At 44.4% G+C, this 24,948-nt stretch carries 22 protein-coding genes; 9 read left to right on the top strand and 13 right to left on the bottom strand.

Annotated features, from left to right (window positions below):
• Window positions 1-119: 119 nt before the first annotated feature.
• Together ybjG and C5470_RS02055 are read right to left on the bottom strand one after the other, a co-directional pair.
• Entirely contained in the window at window positions 120-770 is a 651-nt protein-coding gene (gene ybjG, locus C5470_RS02060; RefSeq protein WP_166285834.1) for an undecaprenyl-diphosphate phosphatase, read from the bottom strand.
• 496 nt (window positions 771-1,266) lie between these two features.
• Entirely contained in the window at window positions 1,267-1,527 is a 261-nt protein-coding gene (locus C5470_RS02055) for a GrxA family glutaredoxin (protein ID WP_166285536.1), read from the bottom strand.
• A 312-nt stretch (window positions 1,528-1,839) separates the two neighbouring features.
• Here C5470_RS02055 and C5470_RS02050 point away from each other — a divergent pair, with 312 nt between their 5' ends.
• From C5470_RS02050 to rlmC, 3 genes are all read left to right on the top strand, one after another.
• Window positions 1,840-2,148 (top strand): YbjC family protein, encoded by a 309-nt coding sequence (locus C5470_RS02050; RefSeq protein WP_166285534.1) that lies wholly within the window; start codon window positions 1,840-1,842, stop codon window positions 2,146-2,148.
• A gap of 85 nt (window positions 2,149-2,233) precedes the next feature.
• Window positions 2,234-2,746 carry a type III secretion system chaperone family protein gene (locus C5470_RS02045; protein WP_166285532.1) on the top strand — a complete coding sequence of 171 codons (513 nt, stop codon included), beginning with the start codon at window positions 2,234-2,236 and terminating at the stop codon, window positions 2,744-2,746.
• Between the two features lie 24 nt (window positions 2,747-2,770).
• Complete coding sequence (rlmC, locus tag C5470_RS02040) at window positions 2,771-3,904, top strand: 23S rRNA (uracil(747)-C(5))-methyltransferase RlmC (protein WP_166285530.1); 1,134 nt, start codon at window positions 2,771-2,773, stop codon at window positions 3,902-3,904.
• Window positions 3,905-3,965: 61 nt separating this feature from the next.
• Here rlmC and artM read toward each other — a convergent pair whose 3' ends face one another.
• The 5 genes from artM to C5470_RS02015 form a co-directional block, all read right to left on the bottom strand.
• Window positions 3,966-4,634 carry an arginine ABC transporter permease ArtM gene (artM, locus tag C5470_RS02035; protein ID WP_166285528.1) on the bottom strand — a complete coding sequence of 223 codons (669 nt, stop codon included), beginning with the start codon at window positions 4,632-4,634 and terminating at the stop codon, window positions 3,966-3,968.
• A complete protein-coding gene (gene artQ, locus C5470_RS02030) occupies window positions 4,634-5,350 on the bottom strand; it encodes an arginine ABC transporter permease ArtQ (RefSeq protein WP_166285526.1) in 717 nt (238 codons plus the stop codon). Before artQ ends, artM begins: the two co-directional genes overlap by 1 nt.
• 13 nt (window positions 5,351-5,363) lie before the next feature.
• Window positions 5,364-6,098 carry an arginine ABC transporter substrate-binding protein gene (artJ, locus tag C5470_RS02025; protein ID WP_166285524.1) on the bottom strand — a complete coding sequence of 245 codons (735 nt, stop codon included), beginning with the start codon at window positions 6,096-6,098 and terminating at the stop codon, window positions 5,364-5,366.
• A gap of 19 nt (window positions 6,099-6,117) precedes the next feature.
• The gene (artP, locus tag C5470_RS02020; RefSeq protein ID WP_166285522.1) at window positions 6,118-6,846 is read right to left on the bottom strand and encodes an arginine ABC transporter ATP-binding protein ArtP; all 729 of its coding nucleotides are present in this window, start codon (window positions 6,844-6,846) and stop codon (window positions 6,118-6,120) included.
• 268 nt (window positions 6,847-7,114) lie between these two features.
• Entirely contained in the window at window positions 7,115-8,014 is a 900-nt protein-coding gene (locus C5470_RS02015; protein ID WP_166285520.1) for a LysO family transporter, read from the bottom strand.
• Window positions 8,015-8,331: 317 nt separating this feature from the next.
• Between C5470_RS02015 and macA the strand changes: the two genes are divergently transcribed.
• The gene (gene macA, locus C5470_RS02010; RefSeq protein WP_166285518.1) at window positions 8,332-9,444 is read left to right on the top strand and encodes a macrolide transporter subunit MacA; all 1,113 of its coding nucleotides are present in this window, start codon (window positions 8,332-8,334) and stop codon (window positions 9,442-9,444) included.
• Window positions 9,444-11,387, top strand: coding sequence for a macrolide ABC transporter ATP-binding protein/permease MacB (macB, locus tag C5470_RS02005; protein ID WP_166285516.1), 1,944 nt, complete (start codon window positions 9,444-9,446; stop codon window positions 11,385-11,387). The genes macA and macB overlap by 1 nt, the downstream gene beginning before the upstream one ends.
• 75 nt (window positions 11,388-11,462) lie before the next feature.
• On the opposite strand, the gene cspD is transcribed toward macB, so the two are convergent.
• A complete protein-coding gene (gene cspD / locus C5470_RS02000) occupies window positions 11,463-11,693 on the bottom strand; it encodes a cold shock-like protein CspD (RefSeq protein WP_166285514.1) in 231 nt (76 codons plus the stop codon).
• A gap of 343 nt (window positions 11,694-12,036) precedes the next feature.
• On the opposite strand from cspD, the gene clpS reads away from it, so the two are divergent.
• Together clpS and clpA are read left to right on the top strand one after the other, a co-directional pair.
• The gene (clpS, locus tag C5470_RS01995; protein ID WP_166285512.1) at window positions 12,037-12,357 is read left to right on the top strand and encodes an ATP-dependent Clp protease adapter ClpS; all 321 of its coding nucleotides are present in this window, start codon (window positions 12,037-12,039) and stop codon (window positions 12,355-12,357) included.
• A 31-nt stretch (window positions 12,358-12,388) separates the two neighbouring features.
• Window positions 12,389-14,665: an ATP-dependent Clp protease ATP-binding subunit ClpA gene (gene clpA, locus C5470_RS01990; RefSeq protein ID WP_166285510.1), complete on the top strand. Its 2,277-nt coding sequence runs from the start codon at window positions 12,389-12,391 to the stop codon at window positions 14,663-14,665.
• A gap of 72 nt (window positions 14,666-14,737) precedes the next feature.
• On the opposite strand, the gene infA is transcribed toward clpA, so the two are convergent.
• From infA to trxB, 5 genes are all read right to left on the bottom strand, one after another.
• Window positions 14,738-14,956 (bottom strand): translation initiation factor IF-1, encoded by a 219-nt coding sequence (gene infA, locus C5470_RS01985; protein ID WP_002211347.1) that lies wholly within the window; start codon window positions 14,954-14,956, stop codon window positions 14,738-14,740.
• A 157-nt stretch (window positions 14,957-15,113) separates the two neighbouring features.
• On the bottom strand, window positions 15,114-15,806 hold the full coding sequence (gene aat / locus C5470_RS01980; RefSeq protein WP_166285508.1) for a leucyl/phenylalanyl-tRNA--protein transferase: 693 nt from the start codon (window positions 15,804-15,806) through the stop codon (window positions 15,114-15,116).
• 6 nt (window positions 15,807-15,812) lie between these two features.
• Window positions 15,813-17,564 carry a heme ABC transporter ATP-binding protein/permease CydC gene (gene cydC, locus C5470_RS01975; protein ID WP_166285506.1) on the bottom strand — a complete coding sequence of 584 codons (1,752 nt, stop codon included), beginning with the start codon at window positions 17,562-17,564 and terminating at the stop codon, window positions 15,813-15,815.
• A gap of 2 nt (window positions 17,565-17,566) precedes the next feature.
• Window positions 17,567-19,336, bottom strand: a complete 1,770-nt coding sequence (gene cydD, locus C5470_RS01970) for a heme ABC transporter permease/ATP-binding protein CydD (protein ID WP_166285504.1) — start codon at window positions 19,334-19,336, stop codon at window positions 17,567-17,569.
• A 105-nt stretch (window positions 19,337-19,441) separates the two neighbouring features.
• On the bottom strand, window positions 19,442-20,401 hold the full coding sequence (gene trxB / locus C5470_RS01965) for a thioredoxin-disulfide reductase (protein WP_166285502.1): 960 nt from the start codon (window positions 20,399-20,401) through the stop codon (window positions 19,442-19,444).
• Between the two features lie 507 nt (window positions 20,402-20,908).
• Between trxB and lrp the strand changes: the two genes are divergently transcribed.
• Together lrp and C5470_RS01955 are read left to right on the top strand one after the other, a co-directional pair.
• Complete coding sequence (gene lrp / locus C5470_RS01960) at window positions 20,909-21,403, top strand: leucine-responsive transcriptional regulator Lrp (RefSeq protein ID WP_011145896.1); 495 nt, start codon at window positions 20,909-20,911, stop codon at window positions 21,401-21,403.
• Window positions 21,404-21,536: 133 nt separating this feature from the next.
• Entirely contained in the window at window positions 21,537-24,926 is a 3,390-nt protein-coding gene (locus C5470_RS01955) for a DNA translocase FtsK 4TM domain-containing protein (RefSeq protein WP_166285500.1), read from the top strand.
• Window positions 24,927-24,948 lie beyond the last annotated feature (22 nt).

Here is a 24,948-nt window from a genome sequence, read left to right as displayed (position 1 = left end):
GATTAAGACCGAGTTTGCTTATCTGGGATGATTAAGTTGCATGTATATTGTCTGTTGAAAACACGGTGCTGGCATAAATACCTGCACTTTTGTGAGTCAGGATTATTGGCTGTGTGTTGCTAGCTTTTTATCCAACCTTTCCGGATAGGAAAAGAGCAGCAGCGCTGATACAGGTTGTGTAATTTTTTTTGCAAATTTTCGCCGAACAGAGTCCATACCATTTGTGTAAAAGCACATCCCATTAAGCTGACGAAAAATGCTCCAATCATATCTATCGGCCAATGAACGCCTAAATAGACTCTGGCCCATGCGATAGCCAGTGCAGTTGTCATCAGACATAAGCCAGGTAAGATTCTGTACCAAAATAGAAAAGATAAAGCGAAAGTGAAGACAATTGTTCCATGATCACTTGGGAATGAGGTTGTTGGCGCGTGGAGAAGAAAATTGTAACCAAAACCTTCGACGAAAGGGCGGTCGTGAGGGCAGAGTAAACCGATACAGAATGAGGCTAGCATCGCGAAACAGGAAGATATGGTGGTTTTACTGACGATAATCCGATGACGGGGAAGAGCGCGCTCTGAACCCCAAAACCAGAAACTAGCCAATGTTAGAGGGAAAATGAGAACCAGGTATTTCGCAATGAAAATAGCCATCGCAATCATGACAGGTGATGATTCAGGCGTAGCATTGAAAAAAGTAAACAGATTGTGGTTTATTTGTTCTAACAAATTGGGCCTCACACTCACATATGGTGATTTATTTATGTACATCACGATAGTTGGATGCAAGAGACTAAAATTGCTTGGCTTGTGAGTAAAGAATAATTGTCTTGATTATGTGTGTTATTTATTTTTGGTTTATATTTCCATCAAGAAAATATCAGGTGGTAATAATGATAAAGAATGGATAATTTATTGATATATAGAATAATATCTTCTGGTTTAGCTCTATGATAGTACTCATGCCTGATAGTCAGTAGAATCGGTGATGTGTTGATGAAAGTCATATCTTCAGGTAATAAAAAAACCCGATAGTCTTGAACCAAAATGGATGAACTATCGGGTTCCTCAATATTGAGATATCAAAGAAAAGCAGTGGCATTAAGTCAGACTACGATTTGGCAAGAAAGTTCTTCGTGATTAAGAAAAAATACAGATTTTTTTTCGGTTTGATGAAAATAACATTTTTTGCACAAATCAATCTGGTTAACAGTGCTTAATAACCATCCGCTATTTTTACAACAACAAAGTAGAGCGTGAAGTTAGGTTATTGCAACAGTTGGTGTTTTTTTACATACGCTTCGAAATCTGTGCAGCCACCGATATGTTTTTCATCAACGAAAATCTGCGGAACAGTTTCTACGGGCTTGCCAACTGTTTTTTCCAGATCAGCTTTAGTGATGCCTTCTGCGTGAATATCAACATAACGGAAGTCAAAGTCATCACGTTGTTCTTTCAGTCGTTCAGCCAACTCTTTCGCGCGGACACAGTACGGGCAGCCAGGACGGCCGAAAATCACAGTAAACATATAAACTCCTCTTGGTTATCTTAAAATAGTACTGTTTGCTGTATTGCTTATGTTCATTTATCGCTACTATGCCTGTATAGATTGGCAAAAAAAAGCAGGAATTGCCTTTTGTTTTAATTAATCATACCAATTTTGGCAGCGGGCTTTCGGTAGTATATACCCTATAGATTTCAAGATGCATCGCGACGGCAAGGGAGCGAATCCCCGGGAGCATAGCGAACTATGTGACAGGGGTGAGCGAGTGCAGCCAACAAAGAGGCAACTTAAAAGATAACGGGTATAATGCAGACACTGTTATCAGTGAGGGGTGTAATGAAGGGTTATAAAGACAGTATGAGTTCGTTGGCAGATATGCCAAAACAGGTTATCCTGCTGGAAATTATCGGCATCGGGTGGTTGATACTGGCGTATTTGACTATTAATGATATTGTCATCTTAACGGATCTACTAATGACGCAAGAAGCGCATATTGTTATGATTTTCGCGGGTATTGGTTGTTTGGTTCCTGCCGCGGTCAACATTGTCTGGCGTGCAGTATACGGCCTCTCTTTTCTGGGAATTGATGATAAAAAAGAGAGCAAAAATAAGGCAAAAGGGAACGATAACGGTAAAGAAAAATAATTTATCAGTTATTGGTGATAGCGCGATAAAGAATTATTTCGTAAGCTATAGCGCTTTTTCATTTTCCGTTGTATGGGGTTGTTAGATGGGTTCACTTGTCATTCCTGACTTATCAGTGTTGCGTGAGTGGTTGGATCAGCTCAAAATTTCCTACTTTGAGTGCGATTCGTGCCAGGCATTGCATCTACCTCATATGCAGAATATTGATGGTTTATTCGATGCTAAAATTGATCTGTTGGACAATGTAATCTTGTTCTCTGCTTTGGCTGAGGTGAAGCCAACAGCAATTATTCCTCTGATGGCTAATTTAAGCCAGATTAACTCCAGTTCGCTGACGATTAAGGCTTTCCTTGATATTCAGGATGAAAACTTACCGAAGTTAGTGGTATGTCAATCTTTCCTTGCTTCAGCCGGGCTGACTTTTTCCCAATTTTCTCATTTTTTGCAGCAGAGCGAAGAACAGATTGCGGGTGTGGTTTTTGAAATTCACAGTAATAACTTGTTGTATATTAACCGTGATATCGAAATCGAGGGTGAGATTGAAGAGGAAGAAGAGTTACAGGCTTCTGCTAAAGCACCGACTTTTACTTTGCACTAATATTTCCAACACGGTCATCCAACAATGCAATGTACGCAGTATTCCGCGGGGCATTGTCACTCCTGTCAGTGGCTCGATAAACCCTATTTTCAGCAGTTAGAAGATAAGCAGCAGAATTTAAGACAGTTATTACGCCAGACCATCGTGAGTCAATGGTTGCCTCCGATTGCCAGTCAACAAAATGCCTTTCGTAATAAAGCTAAAATGGTCGTCAGTGGCAGTGTAGAGCGTCCATTGCTGGGCATGTTGCATCGCGATGGGGTTGCCGTTGATCTGTGTAACTGTTCTCTCTATCCAACGCATTTTCAGCCTGTATTTGATGTCGTTAAATCTTTCATTGCTTGTGCTGGCTTGACGCCATATAACGTTGCTCGTAAACGGGGTGAGTTGAAATACCTGTTACTGACAGAAAGCCGTCATAGCGGTGAAATGATGCTGCGTTTTGTACTGCGTTCTGAAACGAAAATTGCTCAACTGGAACGTGCTTTACCCCGGTTGCGGGAGCAATTGCCACAGCTTACGGTTATCTCTGCCAATATTCAGCCAATCCATATGGCTATCCTGGAAGGCGAAAAGGAGATCCTGTTTACTGAGCAAAAAGCACTAAAAGAAGAATTTAATGGCGTTCCTCTTTATATTCGTCCACGTAGTTTTTTCCAGACTAACCCGGAAATTGCTTCTGAGTTGTATGCGACAGCAGGGCGTTGGGTTCGTGAACTGAAAATCAGCAGCATGTGGGATCTGTTCTGTGGCGTTGGTGGTTTTGGTCTTCATTGCGCGGATAAAAATACCCGTTTAACTGGAATTGAAATCAGCCCCGAAGCGATTGATTGTGCCAGTGATTCGGCCAAAACATTGGGTTTGGAAAATATTGAGTTCCAGGCTTTAGATTCAACACACTTTGCCGTAGCAAAAGATCACATTCCCCAATTAGTTCTGGTCAATCCCCCTCGTCGGGGAATTGGTAAAGAGTTGTGTGATTATCTTAGTAGAATGGCGCCGGATTATATTCTTTATTCAAGCTGTAATGCTCAGACAATGGCGAAGGATATTACTGCGTTGGTCAAGTACCGTGTAGAAAAAACGCAGTTGTTTGATATGTTCCCTCATACTGAGCATTACGAAGTTTTGACGTTATTGGTGTTGAATCAAAACTGAATGATAGACGTACCTGGGATGGGGCTGGCAGGAACGCCCTATCTCTTTTAATTATGCCCGTTTAATTTCGGTGCTCAAAAGCCAGCGCGCGGTGTTCAATCATCCGCATCAGCAAAGTCAGGATACCGTTAACACATAGATAAATCACACCTGCGGCAACAAAAACCATCACATCATAATTACGGCCAAACAGAAGCTGACTGTATCCCATTACCTCCAGCAAAGTTATCGTACTTGCAAGAGAAGTACTCTTGAAAATCAATACAACTTCGTTGGAATAGGAGGACAACGCCCGTTTGAAGGCATATGGCAGCAGAATCCGCATGGATTGCGCTTTAGACATTCCCAACGCCTGGCAGGATTGCCACTGACCCGCGGGAATGGCCTTTACTGCACCATAGAATAACAGGGTAGAATATGCCGCACTGTTAAGCGCCAATGTTACCATTGCACACAGCCAAGGTTCAGACAGTAAATGCCAAAGCCACGGATACTCTTTTAACGATGGAAATTGCCCAGGCCCGTAATAAACCAGAAAGAACTGCACCAGTAAAGGCGTACCAGTAAACAGAGTAATGTAGGTTTTTACCAGTTGTGTCAGTACCGGCAATTTGATGGTCAAAACCATAGTGAACAGCACGGACATCATGAAAGCGGTAAAAAGAGCCGCAACGGTCAGGCTCAGACTGGTTTGCAGCCCTGACAGAATTTGTTGAATATACTCAAGCATCAGGAAGCACTCCGATCAAAGCGTGTGGTATGCGTCTCAATTTTCTTCAGAATAAACTGACTGATCAGGGTGATAGCCAGATAGATAAGCGCCACAATCATATACCAGGTAAAGGGTTCCTGAGTACGTGTCGCGATACTTTTGGTTTGCAGCATCAGATCATTGACACTGATAAGCGATACCAATGCGGTGTCTTTCAGTAAAACCAGCCATTGGTTACCGAGCCCTGGCAGAGCATGTCGCCACATCTGAGGCATGATCAGGCGGAAAAATATTTCAGTTCGGCTGAGACCTAATGCCTGGCCGGCTTCCCATTGACCGGCAGGAATGGCTTTTATCGCGCCACGAAGTGTCTGGGATGCATAGGCAGAGTAGAGCAGGGAAAGTGCCATGACACCACAAAGGAATGGGCTGACATAAAAATCCTGAACATCTATCTGAATTCTGGGATGCCAGAAGATAAGATAAACGTCAAAGCCATCCGCCAGTGTCATCAGCAGTTGTGATGCGCCGAAGTAGACGAACAGTACTACTAAAATTTCCGGTAATCCCCGGAACAGGGTGACCCAGCAGGTGCCAAGCATGGCAAAGGGTTTCCAGCGCGCTGATTCCCAGGCAGCAAATAGCATTGCTAAAATCAGACCAAGCACTAATGCAGAAACGGCAAGGCCGACGGTGATGCCGGCGGCGCTTGCTAGAGATTGAAATTCATTCATTGAGATTCAGTTATTATTCAAACCATTTTTTATAGATGATGTCATAAGTGCCATCTCGTTTGATATCAGCCAGTGCTTTGTTCAGTTTATCCTGTAGCTCTTTGTTGCCTTTACGCACCGCAATCCCTAAACCGATACCAAAGTAATTTTTGTCAGTGACTTTATTACCCACAGTGCCTAAGTTTTCATTTTTTTTCAGCCACTCGTTGACAGCGGCGGTGTCACCGAAGACAGCTTCCAGACGGCCATTTTTCAGATCCAGAATGGCATTCTGATAGCTATCATAGGGAACGGTTTTAATCTCTTTTCGTTGTTCCATCAGGTACTTTTGGTGAGTTGTACCATTCTGGATACCTACTTGTTTGCCTTTCAGTTCAGCGATGCTGGAAACCTTGCCTTTTACTGCGATAAATGTTGCTGAGTTGTCGTAATAAGTGTTAGTAAAATCAACCTGTTCCTGGCGTTCAGGGGTGATATCAATACCTGCTGCTAAAGCGTCGAAGCGGCGGAATTTCAGGCTTGGGATCAGGCTGTCAAATGATTGGTTAGTGAAAGTACATGTCGCATTAATTTGCTTACAGATGGCATTGGCCAGATCGATATCAAAACCCTGAATTTTATTGTTTGCATCAATGAATTCAAACGGAGGATAAGTGGCTTCCGTGGCAAAACGAAGGGTCTGTTTTTCCGTGGCGGTTGCAGATAAAGTAACGGTACTCAGGAGGGCGGCAAGGAGTAATTTTTTCATCGCTATATCCTATTAATAGTTAGTGTGACAGATAATTAGCAAAGGCTTTGGTTTGTGGTTGGGTAAAATGGTTGATATCACCTTGTTCTATAATGCGGCCGCTTTCCATATAGACGACATGACTCGCGGCTTTACGGGCGATTTCCACTTCATGGGTAACGATAATCTGTGTAATACCTGTTGCGGACAATTCATGGATAATATTCACCACTTGAGCGGTGATTTCCGGGTCCAGTGCTGCCGTTGGTTCATCAAATAATAAAACCTGTGGTTCCATCATCAATGCCCGTGCAATAGCGACCCGCTGCTGTTGCCCACCGGATAAATGTTGTGGAAAGCGACGGACAAAATCTTGCAGGCGCAAACGGGAAAGTAGCTTATCCGCTTTTTCCTGAGCTTGCTGTTTGGATAAACCGAGCACACGACAAGGTGCTTCGATCAGGTTATCCATAACAGTAAGGTGTGGCCACAAGTTATATTGCTGAAAAACCATACCGACATTCTGGCGTAGAGAACGGATCTCCTTTATTCCTGGCGTTTGTTCAAAATCGAATTGATGATTAGCAATAGTCAACTGGCCGGATCGCGGTACTTCCAGTAGGTTTAACACGCGCAACAGCGTGCTTTTGCCTGCGCCACTCGGCCCTAGCAAAACCATCGTTTCTCCTGAGGAACACTTAAGATTAATATCAAACAGTGCCTGATGTGCGCCGTAATAGCAATCAATGCTTTTTAATTGAATACTCATGCTTTAATTCTGAATAGTCAGTGGTTTATCCCGATGCTAAACCCGTTGGCATAATTATGCAATATCTTACGCATAGAATATTATTAATTGATATTTCAATTATATGTCTGATTAACCTGTTCTACTCGCGCTTTGTACAATTCGTTAACAAAAGCTTACTTATTCTGTTTCCATACAGCGGAAAATGAATAATTATTGCTTACTTTTTAGTAATTGCGTGCTCATATTATCATCAGTAACATCAAATATCATTGTGCTGAAATGCTGATTAAGTAAAGAATGCGATCAGTAAAGGTGCCAGTAAGCTCAACAAAAAACCGTGAACAATAGCTGCTGGAACAATACTGACTCCACCACATCGTTGTAATATTGGTAAAGTGAAATCCATAGAAGTTGCACCACTTAATCCTATTGCGCTTGAGCGATACCGATTGACCAGAACTGGAATGAGCATAATTGCTACAAGTTCACGTACCAGGTCATTAAAGAATGCGGCACTGCCGATGACGGGCCCGTAAGCGTCAGAAAGTAAGATGCCAGAAAGAGAATACCAGCCATAACCGGAAGCAAACGCTAAACCTGTTTTGATCGGCAGTTCAAGGATGAGCGCGGCAATCGCACCGCCGGCAAGTGCGCTGACAGCAACGACAATCGCAATAATTGTACCCCGGAGGTTTAGCAATATCTGTTTGAGGCTCATGCCGCTGTTACGTAATTGAATACCTACCAGCAACAGTAAAACGACCAATGCAATTTCACTGGCACGATTGGCGAAATGCAGCCATGACCAGTCAGTTAACCCAAGTAGAAAACCTAAAATCAGAACACCACATAATTTCAGTGATTCAAAAATCATATGTAAACGGGAAGGGGGTTTTTCCTGCTTATGCGGGCTGACAATCCAGGGATCGTGTTTTTCAAACAGGAATAATGCCAGCAGATTGCAGGCAAAAATACATAAGAAAAACACGGAGGCGTACTGAAAAATAAGAAATAGGTTGCTGCTTAAATTTTCCAATAAAGCAAGGCTGATTCCCATTAAAAACAGAATGACATAAACCATTGCATTAAGGAGGCGATGAACAGCATTTAACAGGGTTTTGTTATTCAAATGGATAAGATAGCCTAGCGTTAACGGCAAAAGAATGATCAGCAGTCCAGAGTACATAATTAATATCCTTTAAAAGCGGTTAACGTTTTTTTATCCAAGTTTAGTCTAAAAATTAGACTGAAAGACTACGAAAATAAAGATAACAATTTTTTTACATTAAGAGAATAGTCAGGATAGGGTGAAGTATGTTGTTGCTCAAAGAATTTTTTATTCTTAAAGTGAGTGTGTTATTAATAATTCTCTATGGGTATAAAAATCAAATGAGAACTGCATTTCTCTGGAATTGAGTGGAAATTTCTGGTTTTCGTGGTATTACAAGAAACATTGGTTTTTTACCATTCCTTTTATCCAATGCTTAAGGCGGTGATATTTAAATGAATTTTATTCGTTCGAAACGTCAATGGGTGGTGTTGTTAGCTATTGTGACAGTTATCGTATTGCTTCTAGGGTATTTTCTACATGGCCCAGAAACGGTTAAATATCAGACTGTACCTGTTATTAAAGGCGATTTGGAGAAAAATGTCCTGGCCACAGGGAAGCTGGATGCTGTCAGAAAAGTAGATGTAGGGGCGCAGGTTAGTGGTCAATTGCAAAACTTGTATGTTGAAGTGGGTGATAAGGTGACAAAAGGCCAATTATTGGCATTAATCGATCCTAAGCCTGCTCAAAACCAAGTAAAAGAAGTTGAAGCGACAATTAAAGAATTAAGCGCTAATCTGATGGAGGCCAGAGCACAATTGAAACTGGCGCAGCTTACATTACAACGTCAGAATAATCTGGCAAAAGTGCAGGCAGTTTCTCACCAGGAATTGGATCAGGTTAAAACAGATGTTGAAGTGAAAAGAGCGAGGGTAGAAACTTTGTTGGCGCAAATCAGTAAAAATCAGGCCAGCCTTGATACTGCCCGGGCTAATTTACAATATACCCGTATTACCGCACCGATGGATGGCATTGTTGTCAATATCAAAACACTTCAGGGGCAAACGGTCATCGCGGCGCAGGAAGCCCCGACTATTCTGACATTGGCTGATCTTGGCACGATGCTGGTCAAAGCAGAAGTTTCAGAGGCGGATGTTATTGGCCTGAAACCCGGTCAGAAAGCCTCTTTTACCGTATTAGGTGCACCTGACAAAAATTTCACTGGTGTGTTGAAAGATATCTTGCCGACGCCAGAAAAGATTAATGATGCAATTTTCTTTTATGCCCGCTTTGAGGTGCCTAACCCTAAGCATCTTTTGCGTTTACAAATGACGGCTCAAGTAAAAGTCCAGCTTGATTCCCATCGTGGCGTGTTAATGATCCCGCTTTCTGCTCTGGGTAAACAGATTACCCCAACCCGTTATGAGGTGGATATCTTGAAGGGGGGTAAAGAAGAGAAGCAGGAAGTGGCTATTGGTGTACGCAATGATGTTAATGTACAGATTTTGTCCGGCTTGAAAGAACATGAGCAGGTGATTACCGGTCGTGGTGAAACAGGGGATGAGTAATGAATGCATTACTTGAGCTGAGAGGCATAGAGCGCAGCTATTCCGCTGGCGAGCAACAGATAAAAGTACTTGATGATGTCACCTTGTCTATTCACTCCGGTGAGATGGTTGCGATTATCGGTGCTTCTGGGTCTGGTAAATCGACACTGATGAATATCCTTGGCTGTCTTGATAAGCCCAGTCATGGTGAATACCGGGTCGCGGGACAGAATGTTGCTGAACTGAATAATGATGAATTGGCAGAGCTGAGACGGGAGCATTTTGGGTTTATTTTTCAGCGTTATCATTTACTGACCCATTTGACCGCTGAACAGAATGTAGAAATTCCTGCTATTTACGCCGGGGCTGCTAAAACTGTACGCAGGCAGAGAGCAATAGAGTTGCTTGGTCGTTTGGGGCTTGACGAGAGAGTCAGCTATCGGCCAGGCCAACTTTCTGGTGGACAGCAGCAGAGGGTCAGTATCGCCAGGGCGTTGATGAATGGTGGTCAGGTTATTTTGGCTGATGAGCCAACGGGGGCGTTGGATAGCCATTCTGGTGAAGAGGTGATGGCTATCCTCAAACAGCTATGTGCACAGGGGCATACTGTTATTATTGTCACGCATGATCCGAAAATTGCGGCGCAGGCACAGCGGATTATAGAGATCAAAGATGGCCGCATTATGAGTGACTCTGGCTCGAAACTGAATAAAACAATGACGGAAGTCCCACCGATAACATCAAAAATATCATCAATACGTCAGATTTTTGGCCGGTTTAATGAAGCTTTATTGATGGCATGGCGGGCAATGGTCGTCAACAAGATGCGAACTTTGTTGACGATGTTAGGGATTATTATTGGTATCGCGTCTGTAGTGACTATTTTGGTTATTGGAGATGCCGCCAAGGCGTTGGTGTTATCCGATATTAAAGAGATTGCAACGAATACTATTAGTGTTTATCCGGGAGAAGATTTTGGTAGCGACGATCCGGCCAGTAAACAAGCGCTGAAAATCGCAGATGTAGACGCTATCAGAGCACAACCTTATATTCTGGCGGTTTCACCAGATATTGAGGGAGGGGCGCGCCTTCGTAAAGGGAACATTGATGTTGCTGCGAGAGTTTCCGGCATTGGTGATGAATATTTTCAGGTTTATGCTCTGCGTTTTGCTCAGGGAATGAGTTTTACATTGGATATGGTACGCCGTCAGGGGCAAGTTGTGGTCATTGATAAAAATACCCAGCGTAAATTATTTCCTCACCAAAAAAATGTGATTGGTGAAGTGATTCTGATGGGTAATATGCCTGCCACTATTGTCGGGGTGATAGCTGAAAGAAAATCGGCATTAGGCAGTGATAGTTCATTGCATGTCTGGCTACCTTATAGCACGATGACCAGTCGCCTGCTAAACCGGAATTATCTGGATTCAATTACTGTCAGAATCAAGGATGGTCATAACTCTAAGGAAGTAGAACAGAAGATTGTCCGATTGCTGACTTTACGCCATGGGAAAAAGGATATTTTCACCTATAACACAGATATGCTGATAAAAACGGTGGAAAAGACAACTCGTACTTTACAGCTGTTTTTGACAATGGTGGCAGTAATCTCATTGATCGTTGGTGGTATCGGGGTCATGAATATTATGTTGGTTTCGGTCACTGAACGCACGAGAGAGATTGGCATCCGTATGGCCGTAGGGGCCAGAACCAGCGATGTTATGCAGCAGTTTCTGATAGAAGCTATTTTGGTTTGTTTGGTTGGCGGTGTTTTGGGAATAGCACTGTCTTATACAATTGCATTTATCGCGCAACTGGCACTGCCAGGTTGGAGTTTTGTTTTCCAGCCAGTCGCTTTACTGAGTGCTTTCGCCTGTTCTACTGCAATTGGTGTGATATTTGGGTTTTTGCCAGCCCGTAATGCTGCCCGCCTTGATCCGATAGACGCTCTGGCGAGAGAATAAGTGGAAGTTATGTCACCCCGCAGGCAAAATTGTCTGCGGGGTGTAAAAGTAATACCTGGTCATATTACCCATAGGTCAGGTTATCTGGCCTTTGGGTTCATTTTCAAGGGGAACAATAACGCTGGCATGATTTCCCTTTGGGCCTTGGTGAATGCTGAAATGCACCTTCTGGCCTGCTTTCAGTGTCCGGTAACCGTCCATCTGAATGGTTGAGTAATGAGCGAATATATCTTCTCCGCCGCTTGCCGGACAAATAAATCCAAAGCCCTTAGCATTATTGAACCACTTAACAGTACCTGTCTCCATACTTTTACATCCCTCGTTTAATCATTTCGGTTGAGATGAGTCGTTAATATAACATTCGTAAACAATCACATGTAACCAGTTACATTATCTATGTTTGTTCACAAAACATACTGTAATAAAAATCAAATTCTCGTCAAGCACAGAACAAATGTCTGGTTGTTTTGAATGACCAAAGTTTGATATAGATAACGGTATGAGTTTCGTTCATTCACTTTTATACCGGGTTTTTATAGGGGAATAGCCTGTGGTAAACGGAGTTGCCCAGATAATGATAAGATAAATGGGAACATAATTTATTTGCTGGCAGTGGCTGGTATTAGCGATTAATCCTGTTGGAAAAACAATGAACGAGTATCATAATAGCTTGAAAAGTAAAGAATTGGTTAAGGATGAGCAGCAGCAAAAATTGCAACCGCCATCAATGTATCAGGTCATTCTTAACAATGATGATTACACTCCGATGGAGTTTGTAGTTGACGTATTACGAAAGTTCTTTTCTTATGATGTTGAACGGGCAACGCAATTAATGTTGGATGTCCATTATCAGGGTAAAGCTATTTGTGGGGTTTATACCGCAGAGGTGGCAGAAACTAAAGCGGCTCAGGTAAATATGTATGCCAGGGAGCACGGGCATCCATTACTTTGTACGCTGGAAAAAATCTGACCAGGTATACTGATTTTAGGGGGAGGTGCCTATGCTCAATCAAGAGCTTGAACTTAGTCTTAATATTGCCTTTGCTAAAGCGCGGGATAACAGACACGAGTTTATGACCGTGGAGCACCTATTGCTGGCATTGTTAAGCAATTCATCAGCGCGTGAAGCATTGGAAGCGTGCAAGGTCGATCTGGCTCAATTGCGTAAGGAGCTGGAGAATTTTATTTTACAAACAACACCGTTGCTGCCTGAGAATGATGAGCGGGAGACTCAGCCGACTTTGAGCTTCCAACGTGTTCTTCAGCGTGCGGTATTTCATGTTCAGTCTTCCGGGCGTTCAGAAGTTTCCGGTGCTAATGTGTTGGTGGCTATCTTCAGCGAACAGGAGTCTCAGGCTGCTTATTTGCTGCGTAAACATGATGTCAGCCGTTTGGATGTGGTTAATTTTATTTCTCATGGAACGCAGAAAGAAGACAGTGAATCGGATCATCAGGGGATAGGTGCTCAATCTGCGGAAGAACAGCCTGTTGGTGAAGATCGGTTGGAGAATTTTACAACTAATCTTAATCAACTTGCTCAAAGAGGGCAGATTGATCCATTGATTGGCCGCCAGGATGAGCTGGAAAGAACGATTCAGGTACTGTGCCGTCGCCGGAAAAATAACCCACTATTGGTAGGGGAATCGGGGGTAGGTAAAACAGCTATTGCAGAAGGGTTGGCATGGCGGATTGTACAAAAAGACGTACCGGAAGTGATGGCTAACTGTACGATTTATTCACTGGATATTGGTTCATTGCTGGCAGGAACTAAATATCGCGGTGATTTTGAGAAACGCTTCAAAGCCTTGTTAAAAAACCTTGAGCAGGATAGAAAAAGTATTCTATTCATCGATGAGATCCATACCATTATCGGTGCTGGTGCGGCGTCAGGGGGGCAGGTCGATGCGGCTAATCTGATCAAACCTCTGTTATCCAGTGGGCGTATCAGGGTGATTGGTTCTACGACATATCATGAGTTCAGTAATATTTTTGAAAAAGACCGGGCGCTGGCTCGTCGTTTTCAGAAGATTGATATTGTTGAGCCTTCACCAGAAGAGACGGTACAGATTATTAAAGGGTTGCGGCCAAAATATGAGGCACACCATGATGTACGCTATACCACGAAAGCTATCCGCGCTGCGGTTGATTTATCAGTGAAATATATTACCGATCGTCACTTACCAGACAAGGCCATTGATGTTATTGATGAAGCGGGGGCGCGCACTCGTTTGGTGCCGATCAGCCGGCGTAAGAAAACGATCAATGTGTCGGATATTGAATTTATTGTTGCGCGTATTGCACGTATTCCTGAAAAAACAGTTTCGGCCAGTGATAAGGATGTATTGAAGACGCTGGATGATCGGCTGAAGATGTTGGTATTTGGTCAGGATACAGCGATTGCAGCATTAACTGAAGCAATCAAGATGAGTCGTGCGGGATTAGGGCAGGATAATAAACCAGTGGGTTCTTTCCTGCTTGCCGGCCCGACAGGGGTGGGTAAAACAGAAGTCACTATACAGCTTGCCAGGGCACTGAATATCAAGTTATTGCGCTTTGATATGTCGGAATATATGGAGCGCCACACCGTCAGTCGCTTGATTGGTGCGCCACCGGGATATGTTGGTTTTGATCAGGGGGGATTGCTCACGGATGCGGTGATTAAACATCCTCATTCAGTGTTGCTGTTTGATGAGATTGAAAAAGCACATCCAGATGTCTTTAACCTGTTATTGCAAGTCATGGATAACGGTACTCTGACCGATAACAACGGCCGTAAAGCGGATTTCCGTAACGTTATTGTCGTTATGACAACGAATGCTGGCGTACGTGAAACTCAGCGCACATCCATTGGATTTAAGCAGCAGGATAACAGCTCTGATGCGATGGAAGAGATTAAGAAGGTGTTTACACCGGAATTCCGTAACCGCCTTGATGGTATCATCTGGTTTAATGCGCTTTCTATTGAAGTTATTCAACAGGTAGTCGATAAGTTCATTGTCGCACTGCAAGCACAATTGGATGAAAAAGGCGTTTCACTGGAGGTCAGTGCGGATGCCCGTCAATGGTTATGTGATAAAGGCTATGACAAAGCGATGGGTGCCCGCCCAATGGCGCGGGTTATTCAGGATAGCCTGAAAAAACCGCTGGCCAATGAACTGTTGTTTGGCTCATTAGTTCACGGTGGCTCGGTTAGCATTGATTTGGATAAGATAAAACGGGTACTGACTTACGATTTCAGCAATGCTTATAAGCAGAAACCGGAAGGTGTAGTACACTGACTATAGGGTCACACCACAGGTGAATACAAAGTTGCTATTACCTGTGGTGTAATACCTGAAAACGGTAATGAATCAGCGGCTACGGAAGACGATACGGCCTTTGCTCAGGTCATATGGGGTCAGCTCAACTGTAACCTTGTCGCCTGTCAGGATGCGGATGTAATTTTTACGCATTTTACCGGAGATGTGAGCAGTGACTACGTGCCCGTTTTCTAATTCAACGCGGAACATAGTATTTGGCAGCGTGTCCAGCACGGTACCTTGCATTTCAATATTGTCTTCTTTGGCCATCTAATCCTCTAAGTTTAATAACCATCGTTTTTAACCGGCAAGATAATGCCGAAAAACCCTCATTATGTAAAGGAATGTTGTCTTTTAAACCACTATATTTGCAAATAACTCATGGTTGCATTCCCGCCATAATCAACATTGGTTGGTAAAATGTTGATTATAATTCCAGTACTTGTTGCAACCAGCAGCCAGGTTTTAATGACCGGTTTCTGAATTGATAAAGATACTGAATAAATTCTTTCCGGGAGATCTCCTTTGCTCCCATTGAAGCAGTGTGATGATTTAGCACCTGGCAATCAAGCAATTCACCACCGTATCGCAAAAAATGGTGATAGAAAGCAACAAGAGCACATTTAGATGCATTCTCCATTCGGCTGAACATAGATTCACCGCAAAATAAAGTACCAACACTGACTCCATACAAGCCGCCAACAATATGCTCACCATACCAGACTTCTACCGAATGTGCCTTTCCTGTCTGGTGTAACTCCTGATAACCTTGTTGGATATCCTTGCTTATCCAGGTTCCTTCCTGCCGTTGAGCACAGTAATAAATCACCTGTTCAAAAGCGTGATTTACCGTAATGCGGTATGGATGATTGCGCAGAAACCGGCGTAATGTCCGGCCAGTATGCAATTCACCCGGCATGATTATCGCACGTGGATCAGGTGACCACCAAAGCGGTATTTCACTGGGTAAAAACCAGGGGAAAATTCCTTGATGATAAGCTGCGTTCAACCGTTCAGGGGATAAATCTCCGCCCACTGCCAGCAGGCCGTTCGGCTCCATTAATGCCTCTGCTGGGTGAGGGAAGTCACATGAATCATCATCCAGTTGAATTATTGGCATGGTGTATTACAGCTCCGATTCAGGACAAATCTGATATTGCCGCTGATAAAACTGATAATAGCGGCCTTGACGAGCCAGTAACTCATTATGCTGCCCTTGTTCAATAATGGCGCCTCCATCCATGACATAAATACGGTCCATATGGTCAAGACTGTACAGACGGTGGGTAACGATAATCAATGTCTTATGCTGGCAATGTTGGCGCAGCAGGGACAGAATTTGCTGTTCAGTATCCGCATCAAGCCCTTCCGTTGGTTCATCCAGTAACATGAGTGGCGCTGAGTGTAGTAACGCTCTGGCAATTCCCAGACGGCGTTGTTCACCGCCGGATAACTGACGGCCACCTTCGCCCATCCAGCAGTTAAGCCCCTCATCGGTTTCCAGCAGATTGTTTAAACCTACCTGTTTCAGTACAGCTTTCAGCTCATTATCGGCGGCGTTTGGTTTTGCCAGTAATAAATTTTCACGCAACGTATGGCTGAATACATAAACACGTTGTGGAACAACCGATATCATACTGCGCAGAGCTGGTTCATCATAAACAGTAATAGGATGTTGGTTCAGACAGATAGTGCCTGAATCGGCATCCCAGGCACGGGTTAGTAACTGTAGCAATGTAGATTTACCACAACCTGTTTTTCCTAACAAAGCGATATGTTCTCCCGCTTTCAAACAGAGAGAAATATTTTTCAGGACAGGTAATGGCTGCCTGGGGTAAGTGAAACTAAGATCGTTAATATTAATAATGACTTGCTCTGAACTTTCCGGCCCTGATGCCGGGAAAGTCACTTCCGGTTCTTGTTGCATCAATTGGGAAACGTGGGTTGCAGAGGTAATGACTTGTCCCAGATGTTGGAATGCAACCGCGACAGGACCTAGGGTTTCAAAAGCAGCAAGCGAACAGAAGACAAACAGAGCAATCAAAGCGCCTGGCTGACTATTATCTCCCACACCATTAGCGGCTATCCACAGGATTAATGTGACGGTCATACCGGTGGCAAAAATCATAATTGCCTGTGACAAGCCGGTCAGATTAGCTTGCTGTTGTTGACGCTTTAGCCAACGTGATTCAACATCCGCCATCGATTCCCGGAAGCGGCCAAGAGCACCGAATACCATCAATTCGGCTTGCCCCTGCAATATTGCCATGAGTTGGGTGCGGTATTGACCACGCAGAATAGTCAGATCGCGACCGATGGGTTTACCTGAGTGATAAAATACAAATGGCAGCAGGATCAGTAGAGTCAGCATAATACTGCCAAGGGTATAGGCCAATGTGAGATCCAGAAAACCGAGGCCGAAAGTGAGGACGATGATAACGACAATGGCTGCGAATATCGGTGAAATTACCCGTAAATAGAGATGGTCCAACGTTTCAACATCAGCAACTAGCCGGTTGAGTAATTCACCCTGGCGAAAACGGGCGATTCCTCCTGGTGAAAGTGGCAAAATTTTCTGAAAGGCAAATACTCGCAAATGTGCCAGTACACGAAAAGTTGCATCATGGCTGACCAGACGTTCAGCATAGCGTCCAGTAGTACGAAGAATAGCAGCACCACGGACACCTGCGGCTGGTAGCATATAGTTGAATGTATTAAGTCCGGCAAAACCTGCCAACGCAGTGCCGGCAAGGAACCAACCAGACAGCGTCAGTAAGCCTATGCTGGCGAGTAACGTAACAATCGCCAGAACCATACCTAAACTGATAAGAAACCAATGGCGGCGATAGAGCGCCAGAAAAGGAAGCAATACACGCATAACTAAAGCTCCTCACTCCGATGAGATAACAGACGGGCGAATGCCCCTTGAGATTGGCTCAGTGTCTGGTAATCTCCCTGTTCAATGATTAACCCTTTTTCCATAACCCAGATCTGATCATATTCCAGCGTTTCTTCCAGTTGGTGGGTAACTAACAGGGTCGTCTGATGATGAGATGCCTGATTCAGTGTTTTCATAACCCGTTGTTCGCTATGAGCATCCAGGCTGGCGGCAGGTTCATCCAGTAATAATAATTGGCGAGGTTTCAATAAGGCGCGGGCAACCGCGATACGCTGGGCCTGGCCGACAGATAACCGTGCTGCATTATCACCAATGATGGTATTCAGCCCTTCAGGTAAATCATTAACAAATTCGGTGACGTATGCCTGTTCCATAACCTGATAGATTTGTTGTTGATTCGCATTCGATTGGTTCAGGCGAAGATTATCAAGCAAAGTTTGCTCAGGCAGGTGTGGGTTTTGCCCAACCCAGCTTAGTTGATCACGCCATTTCTGTGGATCTAACTCACGCAGCTCAGTGCCATTGATTTGTATTGAGCCACGATAGGGCAGGAACCCTAACAATAAATTCAAGAGTGAGCTTTTACCTGCTCCGCTTTGTCCAACTAATGCAACCCGTTGATTTTTTTCTATAGTAAAATTCAATGGGCCGGCAAGCGGGTTGCCATCGTGAGCCAGAATTTCCAGATTATTAGCGATTATCGTCAGCGAACTTTGGCTACTTAGCGTTTTATCGCCACTCGTAGGTGCATGTTCACCCTCACTGTTTAGCAAAGTCACCAATGATTCGGCTGCGCCAACCGCCTGTGCTTTAGCATGATAATAAGTACCAAGATCACGCAGTGGTTGGAAAAATTCCGGGGCGAGGATTAATACCAGAAAACCAGCAAACAGGGTCACGCCCATACTGTAACTGCCAAAATTAAGTTCACCTAAATAGGAGAAACCGAAATAGACGGCAACGACGGCAATAGAAACAGCAGCAAAGAATTCCAGCACCGCTGAAGAGAGGAACGCCATTCTCAGAACTTCCATTGTCTTGCGGCGGAAATCTTCAGTAGATTCGCTGATTTGTTGTACTTCTGCCTTGCCACGATAAAACAGGCGCAACGTTTCCAACCCGCGCAGACGATCAAGGAAATTACCGCTTAACCGTCCCAACGCGACAAAGTTTCGCCGGTTGGCATCTGCGGCGCCTAAACCAACCAGTGCCATAAACAGGGGGATAAGCGGAGCAGTCGCGAACAAAATCAGCCCGGCAGCCCAGTTAACAGGAAATAGGGTGATCAGGATAAGAATAGGGATCATTACTGCGAGATACATTTGTGGCAGATAGCGAGAGTAGTAATCTTGCATATCCTCTATCTGCTCAAGAATAATCGTGGCCCAGCTACCTGCCGGTTTGCCCTTAACCCATACTGGGCCAAGTTGTTCAAGCTTATCCAATACCATCGCGCGGATTTTCTGGCGCACGATTTTGCCACAAATAAAACCGATCCGTTCCCGGATAACACTGATTATTGCCCGCAGAGCGAAAGTTGTCGTCAGCATCCAGAATTTATCCATGATGTGCTCGCGGGGAATGTTATCCATGATTAAAGCTTGCAGGATTGAGGCCAGTAACCAGGCTTGAGTGATGATCAACAATCCACTGATTAAGCCAAATAGCATGGACAGGCGGAGCCAGCGCCGGGCCGGAGCACTTTGCTGCTTCAACCAGCGAACTAATTCATACTGTTTTGTTTTGTCCATAGGAAAAAATTCTGATTATCAAAAGGCTGGATTAGTGTCAGCATCCTACCGATATGTTACATGCGAAAAGGCGCTACCGGAATAGCGCCTTGAAAGAAAAAGAGTTTATTGCGCTGCCAGCCCATCCAGGAAACGTTCTGCATCAAGGGCGGCCATACAGCCTGTACCGGCGGATGTAATTGCCTGGCGATAGGTGTGGTCCATCACATCACCGGCGGCGAATACACCGGGAATTGAGGTTTGAGTAGCGTTACCCTGTAAACCGGATTGAACTTTAATGTAACCATTCTCCAATTCCAATTGTCCTGCAAAGATAGCGGTGTTAGGAGTATGGCCGATAGCAATGAATGTACCGGTGACAGCTAATTCTTCTGTTGTATTGCTTTGGGTATCGCGCAGACGGATACCTGTAACGCCCATCTCATCACCGAGCACTTCATCCAGAGTACGATCAGTGTGCAGAACAATATTGCCGTTTTTAACTTTATCCATCAGACGGTCAATCAGGATTTTTTCTGAACGGAATGTATCACGGCGATGAATCAGGTGAACTTCTGCTGCAATATTTGCCAGATATAAAGCCTCTTCTACCGCGGTATTACCGCCGCCGACCACAGCAACTTTCTGGTTACGATAAAAAAAGCCATCACAGGTTGCACAGGCTGAAATACCACGGCCTTTGAACGCTTCTTCGGAAGGCAGATCCAGATAACGTGCAGAAGCGCCTGTTGCGATAATCAGTGCGTCACAGGTATATTCTTGTTCATCACCATAAAGACGGAAAGGACGGTTTTGCAGGTCAACTTTTTGAATATGGTCAAAAATGATTTCGGTCTGGAATTTTTCAGCATGTTGGTGCATACGTTCCATTAACCCTGGGCCGGTCAGACCTTCAGGATCACCGGGCCAGTTTTCGACTTCCGTGGTTGTAGTCAACTGACCGCCTTTTTCAACTCCGGTAATAAGAACTGGATTTAAATTTGCCCGGGCAGCATAAACTGCGGCCGTATAGCCTGCCGGGCCGGAGCCAAGAATAATGAGTTTATGGTGTTTGGCGGTGCTCATGAATACCTCATTTCCATTTATCGCATATCGTATATTGAGCGATTGTAGGAGAAATAGGAGGGTAAAAAAAGCTAAAAGACTCATGTTACTAACGATTTTACCGATAGATATTAACTGGCAATGACTTTAACCTGAGAAAAGTGTTCTTTTAGTGCTGTTTGTATTTCATTTGCTCACTTTTAATCAATGGTAAGCTATCGAAACGATTAACTGAAAATTTGTTCCACAGGTTGTTCTGATTTTTGCTCATTTACTTTGACAATCGGCTGTGCATTTGCGAAAACATCACTGTAAGAGATAATTATCCACCTCGCTAAATTCGTTTCCATAAAAATCGACAAATCGATATGCGGATAATCCTCTCTGTGCAGCACGAAGAAAATGGCCTGTGAGCTGCTTTACTCTGATAGAGCGAGGCTTTAACTTTAAGACATCTTTTCCAGCTCAAACTCAAAGAGAGATAGGGGAAAATGTTATGGGTGTAGGAAAATAAAGAGAGATCAAAAGATGATAGATAATAAAAAACGTCCGGGAAAAGATCTTGATCGTATAGATCGTAATATCCTCAATGAGTTGCAGAAAGATGGTCGAATTTCTAACGTAGAACTGTCTAAACGGGTAGGATTGTCGCCGACTCCTTGCTTGGAGCGTGTGCGTCGCTTGGAGCGTCAAGGGTTTATTACTGGCTACACCGCATTGTTGAATCCTCATTATCTGGATGCATCGTTGCTGGTGTTTGTTGAAATCACCCTAAACCGTGGTGCACCAGATGTTTTTGAACAATTCAATGCTGCTGTGCAGAAATTGGAAGAGATTCAGGAATGTCATTTGGTTTCCGGTGATTTCGATTACTTATTGAAAACCCGTGTACCCGATATGTCAGCGTATCGTAAGTTACTGGGCGAAACTTTGCTGCGTTTGCCAGGTGTTAATGACACCCGCACATATGTTGTGATGGAAGAAGTGAAGCAGAGTAACCGTTTGGTCATTAAGACTCGCTGAAATCCTGCCAAAAAAAATGTACAGGTGCAAAACTGGAAGAACTTAGGTACACTCCTGTTTATGCATACAGTTTCAACGCTGAGCTATCTCGGCGTTGTTCCGTTAAATCAACAGGAAACCTGGAGAGCCTTTCTTGAGCCAGGAATATACAGAAGATAAAAATATTAGGTTGAAGAGACTTAGTAGTGGGCGCAGGCTGTTGGAAGCTGTGTTGCTTGTCATTGTTATCTTAGCGGCTTATCTGATGGTCGCACTCGTCAGTTTTAACCCATCTGATCCAAGTTGGTCTCAGACTGCGTGGCATGAGCCGGTCCATAATTTGGGTGGTGGTGTTGGTGCATGGTTGGCCGATACGCTGTTTTCGGCATTTGGCATACTGGCTTATGCCATCCCGCCACTAATGATATTGGGTTGCTGGACTGCTTTCAGACAACATGATGACAGAGAATATGTCGATTTCTTTGTGCTTGCTTTGCGCGTTATTGGTGCATTGGCAATCGTCTTGACTTCATGTGGATTAGCTGCGCTGAATGTTGATGATCTCCATTACTTTGCTTCTGGCGGTATTATTGGCAGCTTGTTTAGCAGTGCGATGTTACCTTGGTTTAATGAATTAGGTGCGACGCTGGCCTTACTGTGTGTTTGGGCAATTGGGTTTACGCTATTTACTGGTTGGTCATGGTTGACGATTGCTGAAAAAACTGGGGCAATGATTCTTGGAGCGATAGGGTTTATTACCAATCGCAGCCGTCATGAACAAGAATATACCCCATATGGTGAAACGGTTATTGAGCCGGAGAATTCCACCAATGGTAAAACAGAACCCGAATTTACAGCGGTTGATATTGATCATGATGATGTGCTGTTTACAGCACCTTCAGCCGCGGAATTGGCAAAAGCTGAACTGGATGAACCAGAATCAGTGAAAGCAGAAGTTGAAGAAAAACATCAATCTGATATTCCAACCATTGGTATGGCTGATATTGATGCTGAACCTGAAATTCAGGTAAGTATATCTGATGACGCCGTATGGTCTCAGTCATTAGCAGAAGAACATGAAAAAAACAGTGATAAACCTGTTCGTTACCTGTTTGAAATTCCTTCTGAATATAATTTTAAACCTAAATCTGAGCTTGCTGTTGAAGCGGCGCCAAAATTTGTGCTGGCAGGCAACGAGCAGGACAGCAGTGACACCTGCACTTTCACGCCTGAAACAGCACAAAAAGATATTGCGGCAGCAGCTTCTGCAACGGTTATCACAGGCAACTCTCAGGTTAAACGGGGGATCGGGCCAGAGCTGCCCCGTCCTAACCCAGTCCGTTTGCCAACCCGCCGTGAATTGTATGGCATCAAAGTTCCTTCACAGCGTCTTGCAGAACAGCAACAGCGTGAAGAAGAGGCCAGACAACAGATAGAGTGTGATGATACTGAGTCTGATAAACAGCAGGAAGAGTTGTTGCGCCAGCAGTTTCTTGAACAGCAGCATGAGCGTTACCGTATTACTGGGGATATCGAAGAACAAGCCCCAACTCAGCCTCAGATAGTACAGAATCAACCGGAACCGGAAAATCAGCTTCCAATGGAAGAACCGGCTCAGACAGAGGTTGTTAAACAGGTGGTTGCGTCGCGGCAACGAGAGCGTTACCAAGTGCAGGGTTCCCCGCAGGAAAAAGAGCCCTCTACGCTGGAAAGTTTATCGATATTGAATGATTTCTCACCGGTTGAAGATTTAGTTGAAAAAGAGCCGATAGAGCCGCTGTTTATGCCTTCTGTTCAATCAGTGCCGGAAAGTTTATCAGAACGACCCACAGAAATTGCTTTTATACCAGAGCCTGTACACAATGTTGTGCAGCAACCGCAGCAACCGCAGCAACCGCAGCAACCGCAGCAACCGCAGCAACCGCAGCAACCGCAGCAACCGCAGCAACCGCAGCAACCGCAGCAACCGCAGCAACCGCAGCAACCGCAGCAACCGCAGCAAGATAGCTTGTTTCATCCATTTCTGGTTCGTAATGATCAATCATTACCAAAACCAACGACGCCAATGCCTTCGCTTGATCTGTTAGCCAGCCCGCTGGCAGAAGAGGAACCAGTTGATATGTTTGCCCTTGAGCAAACTTCCCGTTTGATTGAAGCACGTCTGAGTGATTATCGGGTTAAAGCTGATGTGGTTGGTTCCTCGCCAGGTCCGGTGATTACCCGGTTTGAATTGGATTTGGCTCCCGGTGTTAAAGCATCACGTATTTCCAACTTATCAAGAGACTTAGCGCGTTCTTTGTCTGCGGTAGCGGTACGTATTGTTGAAGTTATTCCCGGTAAACCCTATGTTGGTCTGGAGTTGCCGAATAGAAAACGTCAGACGGTCTATTTGCGTGAAGTATTGGATTGTGAAAAATTCCGCGATAATCCATCGCCACTGACAATTGTGCTGGGTAAAGATATTGGTGGTCAGCCGGTTGTCGCTGATTTGGGCAAAATGCCTCACTTGCTGGTGGCGGGTACAACCGGTTCGGGTAAATCTGTTGGGGTCAACGCCATGATCCTCAGCATTCTCTATAAAGCAAAACCGGAGGATGTCCGCTTTATCATGATTGACCCGAAAATGCTGGAATTGTCGGTTTATGAAGGCATTCCGCATCTGTTGACTGAAGTTGTTACTGATATGAAAGACGCAGCGAATGCACTGCGCTGGTGTGTTAATGAAATGGAACGTCGCTATAAACTGATGTCCGCGTTGGGTGTACGTAATCTGGCTGGTTATAACGAAAAGGTTAAACAGGCGGAAGAGATGGGCCGCCCCATTCCTCATCCATTCTGGAAACCTGGCGACAGCATGGATATCACTCATCCTGTGCTGAAAAAAGAGCCTTATGTCGTTGTCATGGTAGATGAATTTGCTGATCTGATAATGACCGTTGGCAAAAAAGTAGAAGAATTGATTGCTCGCTTGGCGCAGAAAGCCCGGGCTGCCGGTATTCATCTGGTTTTGGCGACTCAACGTCCATCTGTCGATATTATTACCGGCCTGATTAAAGCTAACATTCCAACCCGTATTGCCTTTACGGTTTCCAGTAAGATTGATTCCCGCACGATCCTTGATCAAGGTGGTGCTGAATCTCTTTTAGGAATGGGGGACATGCTTTACTTAGCACCAAACTCCTCTATCCCGGTGCGTGTTCACGGCGCATTTGTCCGGGATCAGGAAGTTCATGAAGTCGTTAATGACTGGAAAGCCCGTGGTCGTCCTGAGTATGTTGACAGTATCCTCAGTGGTGGTGATGATGCTGAAGGTGGCTTAGGTCTTGACAGTGATGAAGAACTGGATGCCTTGTTCGATCAGGCTGTTGAATTCGTTACTGAAAAACAGCGGGTATCGATTTCTGGTGTACAACGTCAGTTCCGTATTGGTTATAACCGTGCTGCGCGGATTGTAGAGCAGATGGAAGCACAGCAGATTGTCAGTGCTCCAGGCCATAATGGCAATCGTGGAGTATTGGCACCACCGCCACATGAGCGCGGATAATTAATTTTAAACTCGGACAATT

Origin of the sequence: Photorhabdus stackebrandtii (assembly GCF_011189495.1) — a bacterium.
Classification (GTDB): Bacteria; Pseudomonadota; Gammaproteobacteria; order Enterobacterales; family Enterobacteriaceae; genus Photorhabdus; species Photorhabdus khanii.
Note: the sequence above shows the minus strand (reverse complement) of the source record. Positions and strands in the feature narration are given on the sequence as shown.

Bases quoted from the DNA above. Each gene is read 5' to 3' on its own strand.
- ybjG (WP_166285834.1), bottom strand. From the start codon at position 770: ATGTACATAAATAAATCACCATATGTGAGTGTGAGGCCCAATTTGTTA.
- C5470_RS02055 (WP_166285536.1), bottom strand. From the start codon at position 1,527: ATGTTTACTGTGATTTTCGGCCGTCCTGGCTGCCCGTACTGTGTCCGC.
- C5470_RS02050 (WP_166285534.1), top strand. From the start codon at position 1,840: ATGAAGGGTTATAAAGACAGTATGAGTTCGTTGGCAGATATGCCAAAA.
- C5470_RS02045 (WP_166285532.1), top strand. From the start codon at position 2,234: ATGGGTTCACTTGTCATTCCTGACTTATCAGTGTTGCGTGAGTGGTTG.
- rlmC (WP_166285530.1), top strand. From the start codon at position 2,771: ATGCAATGTACGCAGTATTCCGCGGGGCATTGTCACTCCTGTCAGTGG.
- artM (WP_166285528.1), bottom strand. From the start codon at position 4,634: ATGCTTGAGTATATTCAACAAATTCTGTCAGGGCTGCAAACCAGTCTG.
- artQ (WP_166285526.1), bottom strand. From the start codon at position 5,350: ATGAATGAATTTCAATCTCTAGCAAGCGCCGCCGGCATCACCGTCGGC.
- artJ (WP_166285524.1), bottom strand. From the start codon at position 6,098: ATGAAAAAATTACTCCTTGCCGCCCTCCTGAGTACCGTTACTTTATCT.
- artP (WP_166285522.1), bottom strand. From the start codon at position 6,846: ATGAGTATTCAATTAAAAAGCATTGATTGCTATTACGGCGCACATCAG.
- C5470_RS02015 (WP_166285520.1), bottom strand. From the start codon at position 8,014: ATGTACTCTGGACTGCTGATCATTCTTTTGCCGTTAACGCTAGGCTAT.
- macA (WP_166285518.1), top strand. From the start codon at position 8,332: ATGAATTTTATTCGTTCGAAACGTCAATGGGTGGTGTTGTTAGCTATT.
- macB (WP_166285516.1), top strand. From the start codon at position 9,444: ATGAATGCATTACTTGAGCTGAGAGGCATAGAGCGCAGCTATTCCGCT.
- cspD (WP_166285514.1), bottom strand. From the start codon at position 11,693: ATGGAGACAGGTACTGTTAAGTGGTTCAATAATGCTAAGGGCTTTGGA.
- clpS (WP_166285512.1), top strand. From the start codon at position 12,037: ATGAACGAGTATCATAATAGCTTGAAAAGTAAAGAATTGGTTAAGGAT.
- clpA (WP_166285510.1), top strand. From the start codon at position 12,389: ATGCTCAATCAAGAGCTTGAACTTAGTCTTAATATTGCCTTTGCTAAA.
- infA (WP_002211347.1), bottom strand. From the start codon at position 14,956: ATGGCCAAAGAAGACAATATTGAAATGCAAGGTACCGTGCTGGACACG.
- aat (WP_166285508.1), bottom strand. From the start codon at position 15,806: ATGCCAATAATTCAACTGGATGATGATTCATGTGACTTCCCTCACCCA.
- cydC (WP_166285506.1), bottom strand. From the start codon at position 17,564: ATGCGTGTATTGCTTCCTTTTCTGGCGCTCTATCGCCGCCATTGGTTT.
- cydD (WP_166285504.1), bottom strand. From the start codon at position 19,336: ATGGACAAAACAAAACAGTATGAATTAGTTCGCTGGTTGAAGCAGCAA.
- trxB (WP_166285502.1), bottom strand. From the start codon at position 20,401: ATGAGCACCGCCAAACACCATAAACTCATTATTCTTGGCTCCGGCCCG.
- lrp (WP_011145896.1), top strand. From the start codon at position 20,909: ATGATAGATAATAAAAAACGTCCGGGAAAAGATCTTGATCGTATAGAT.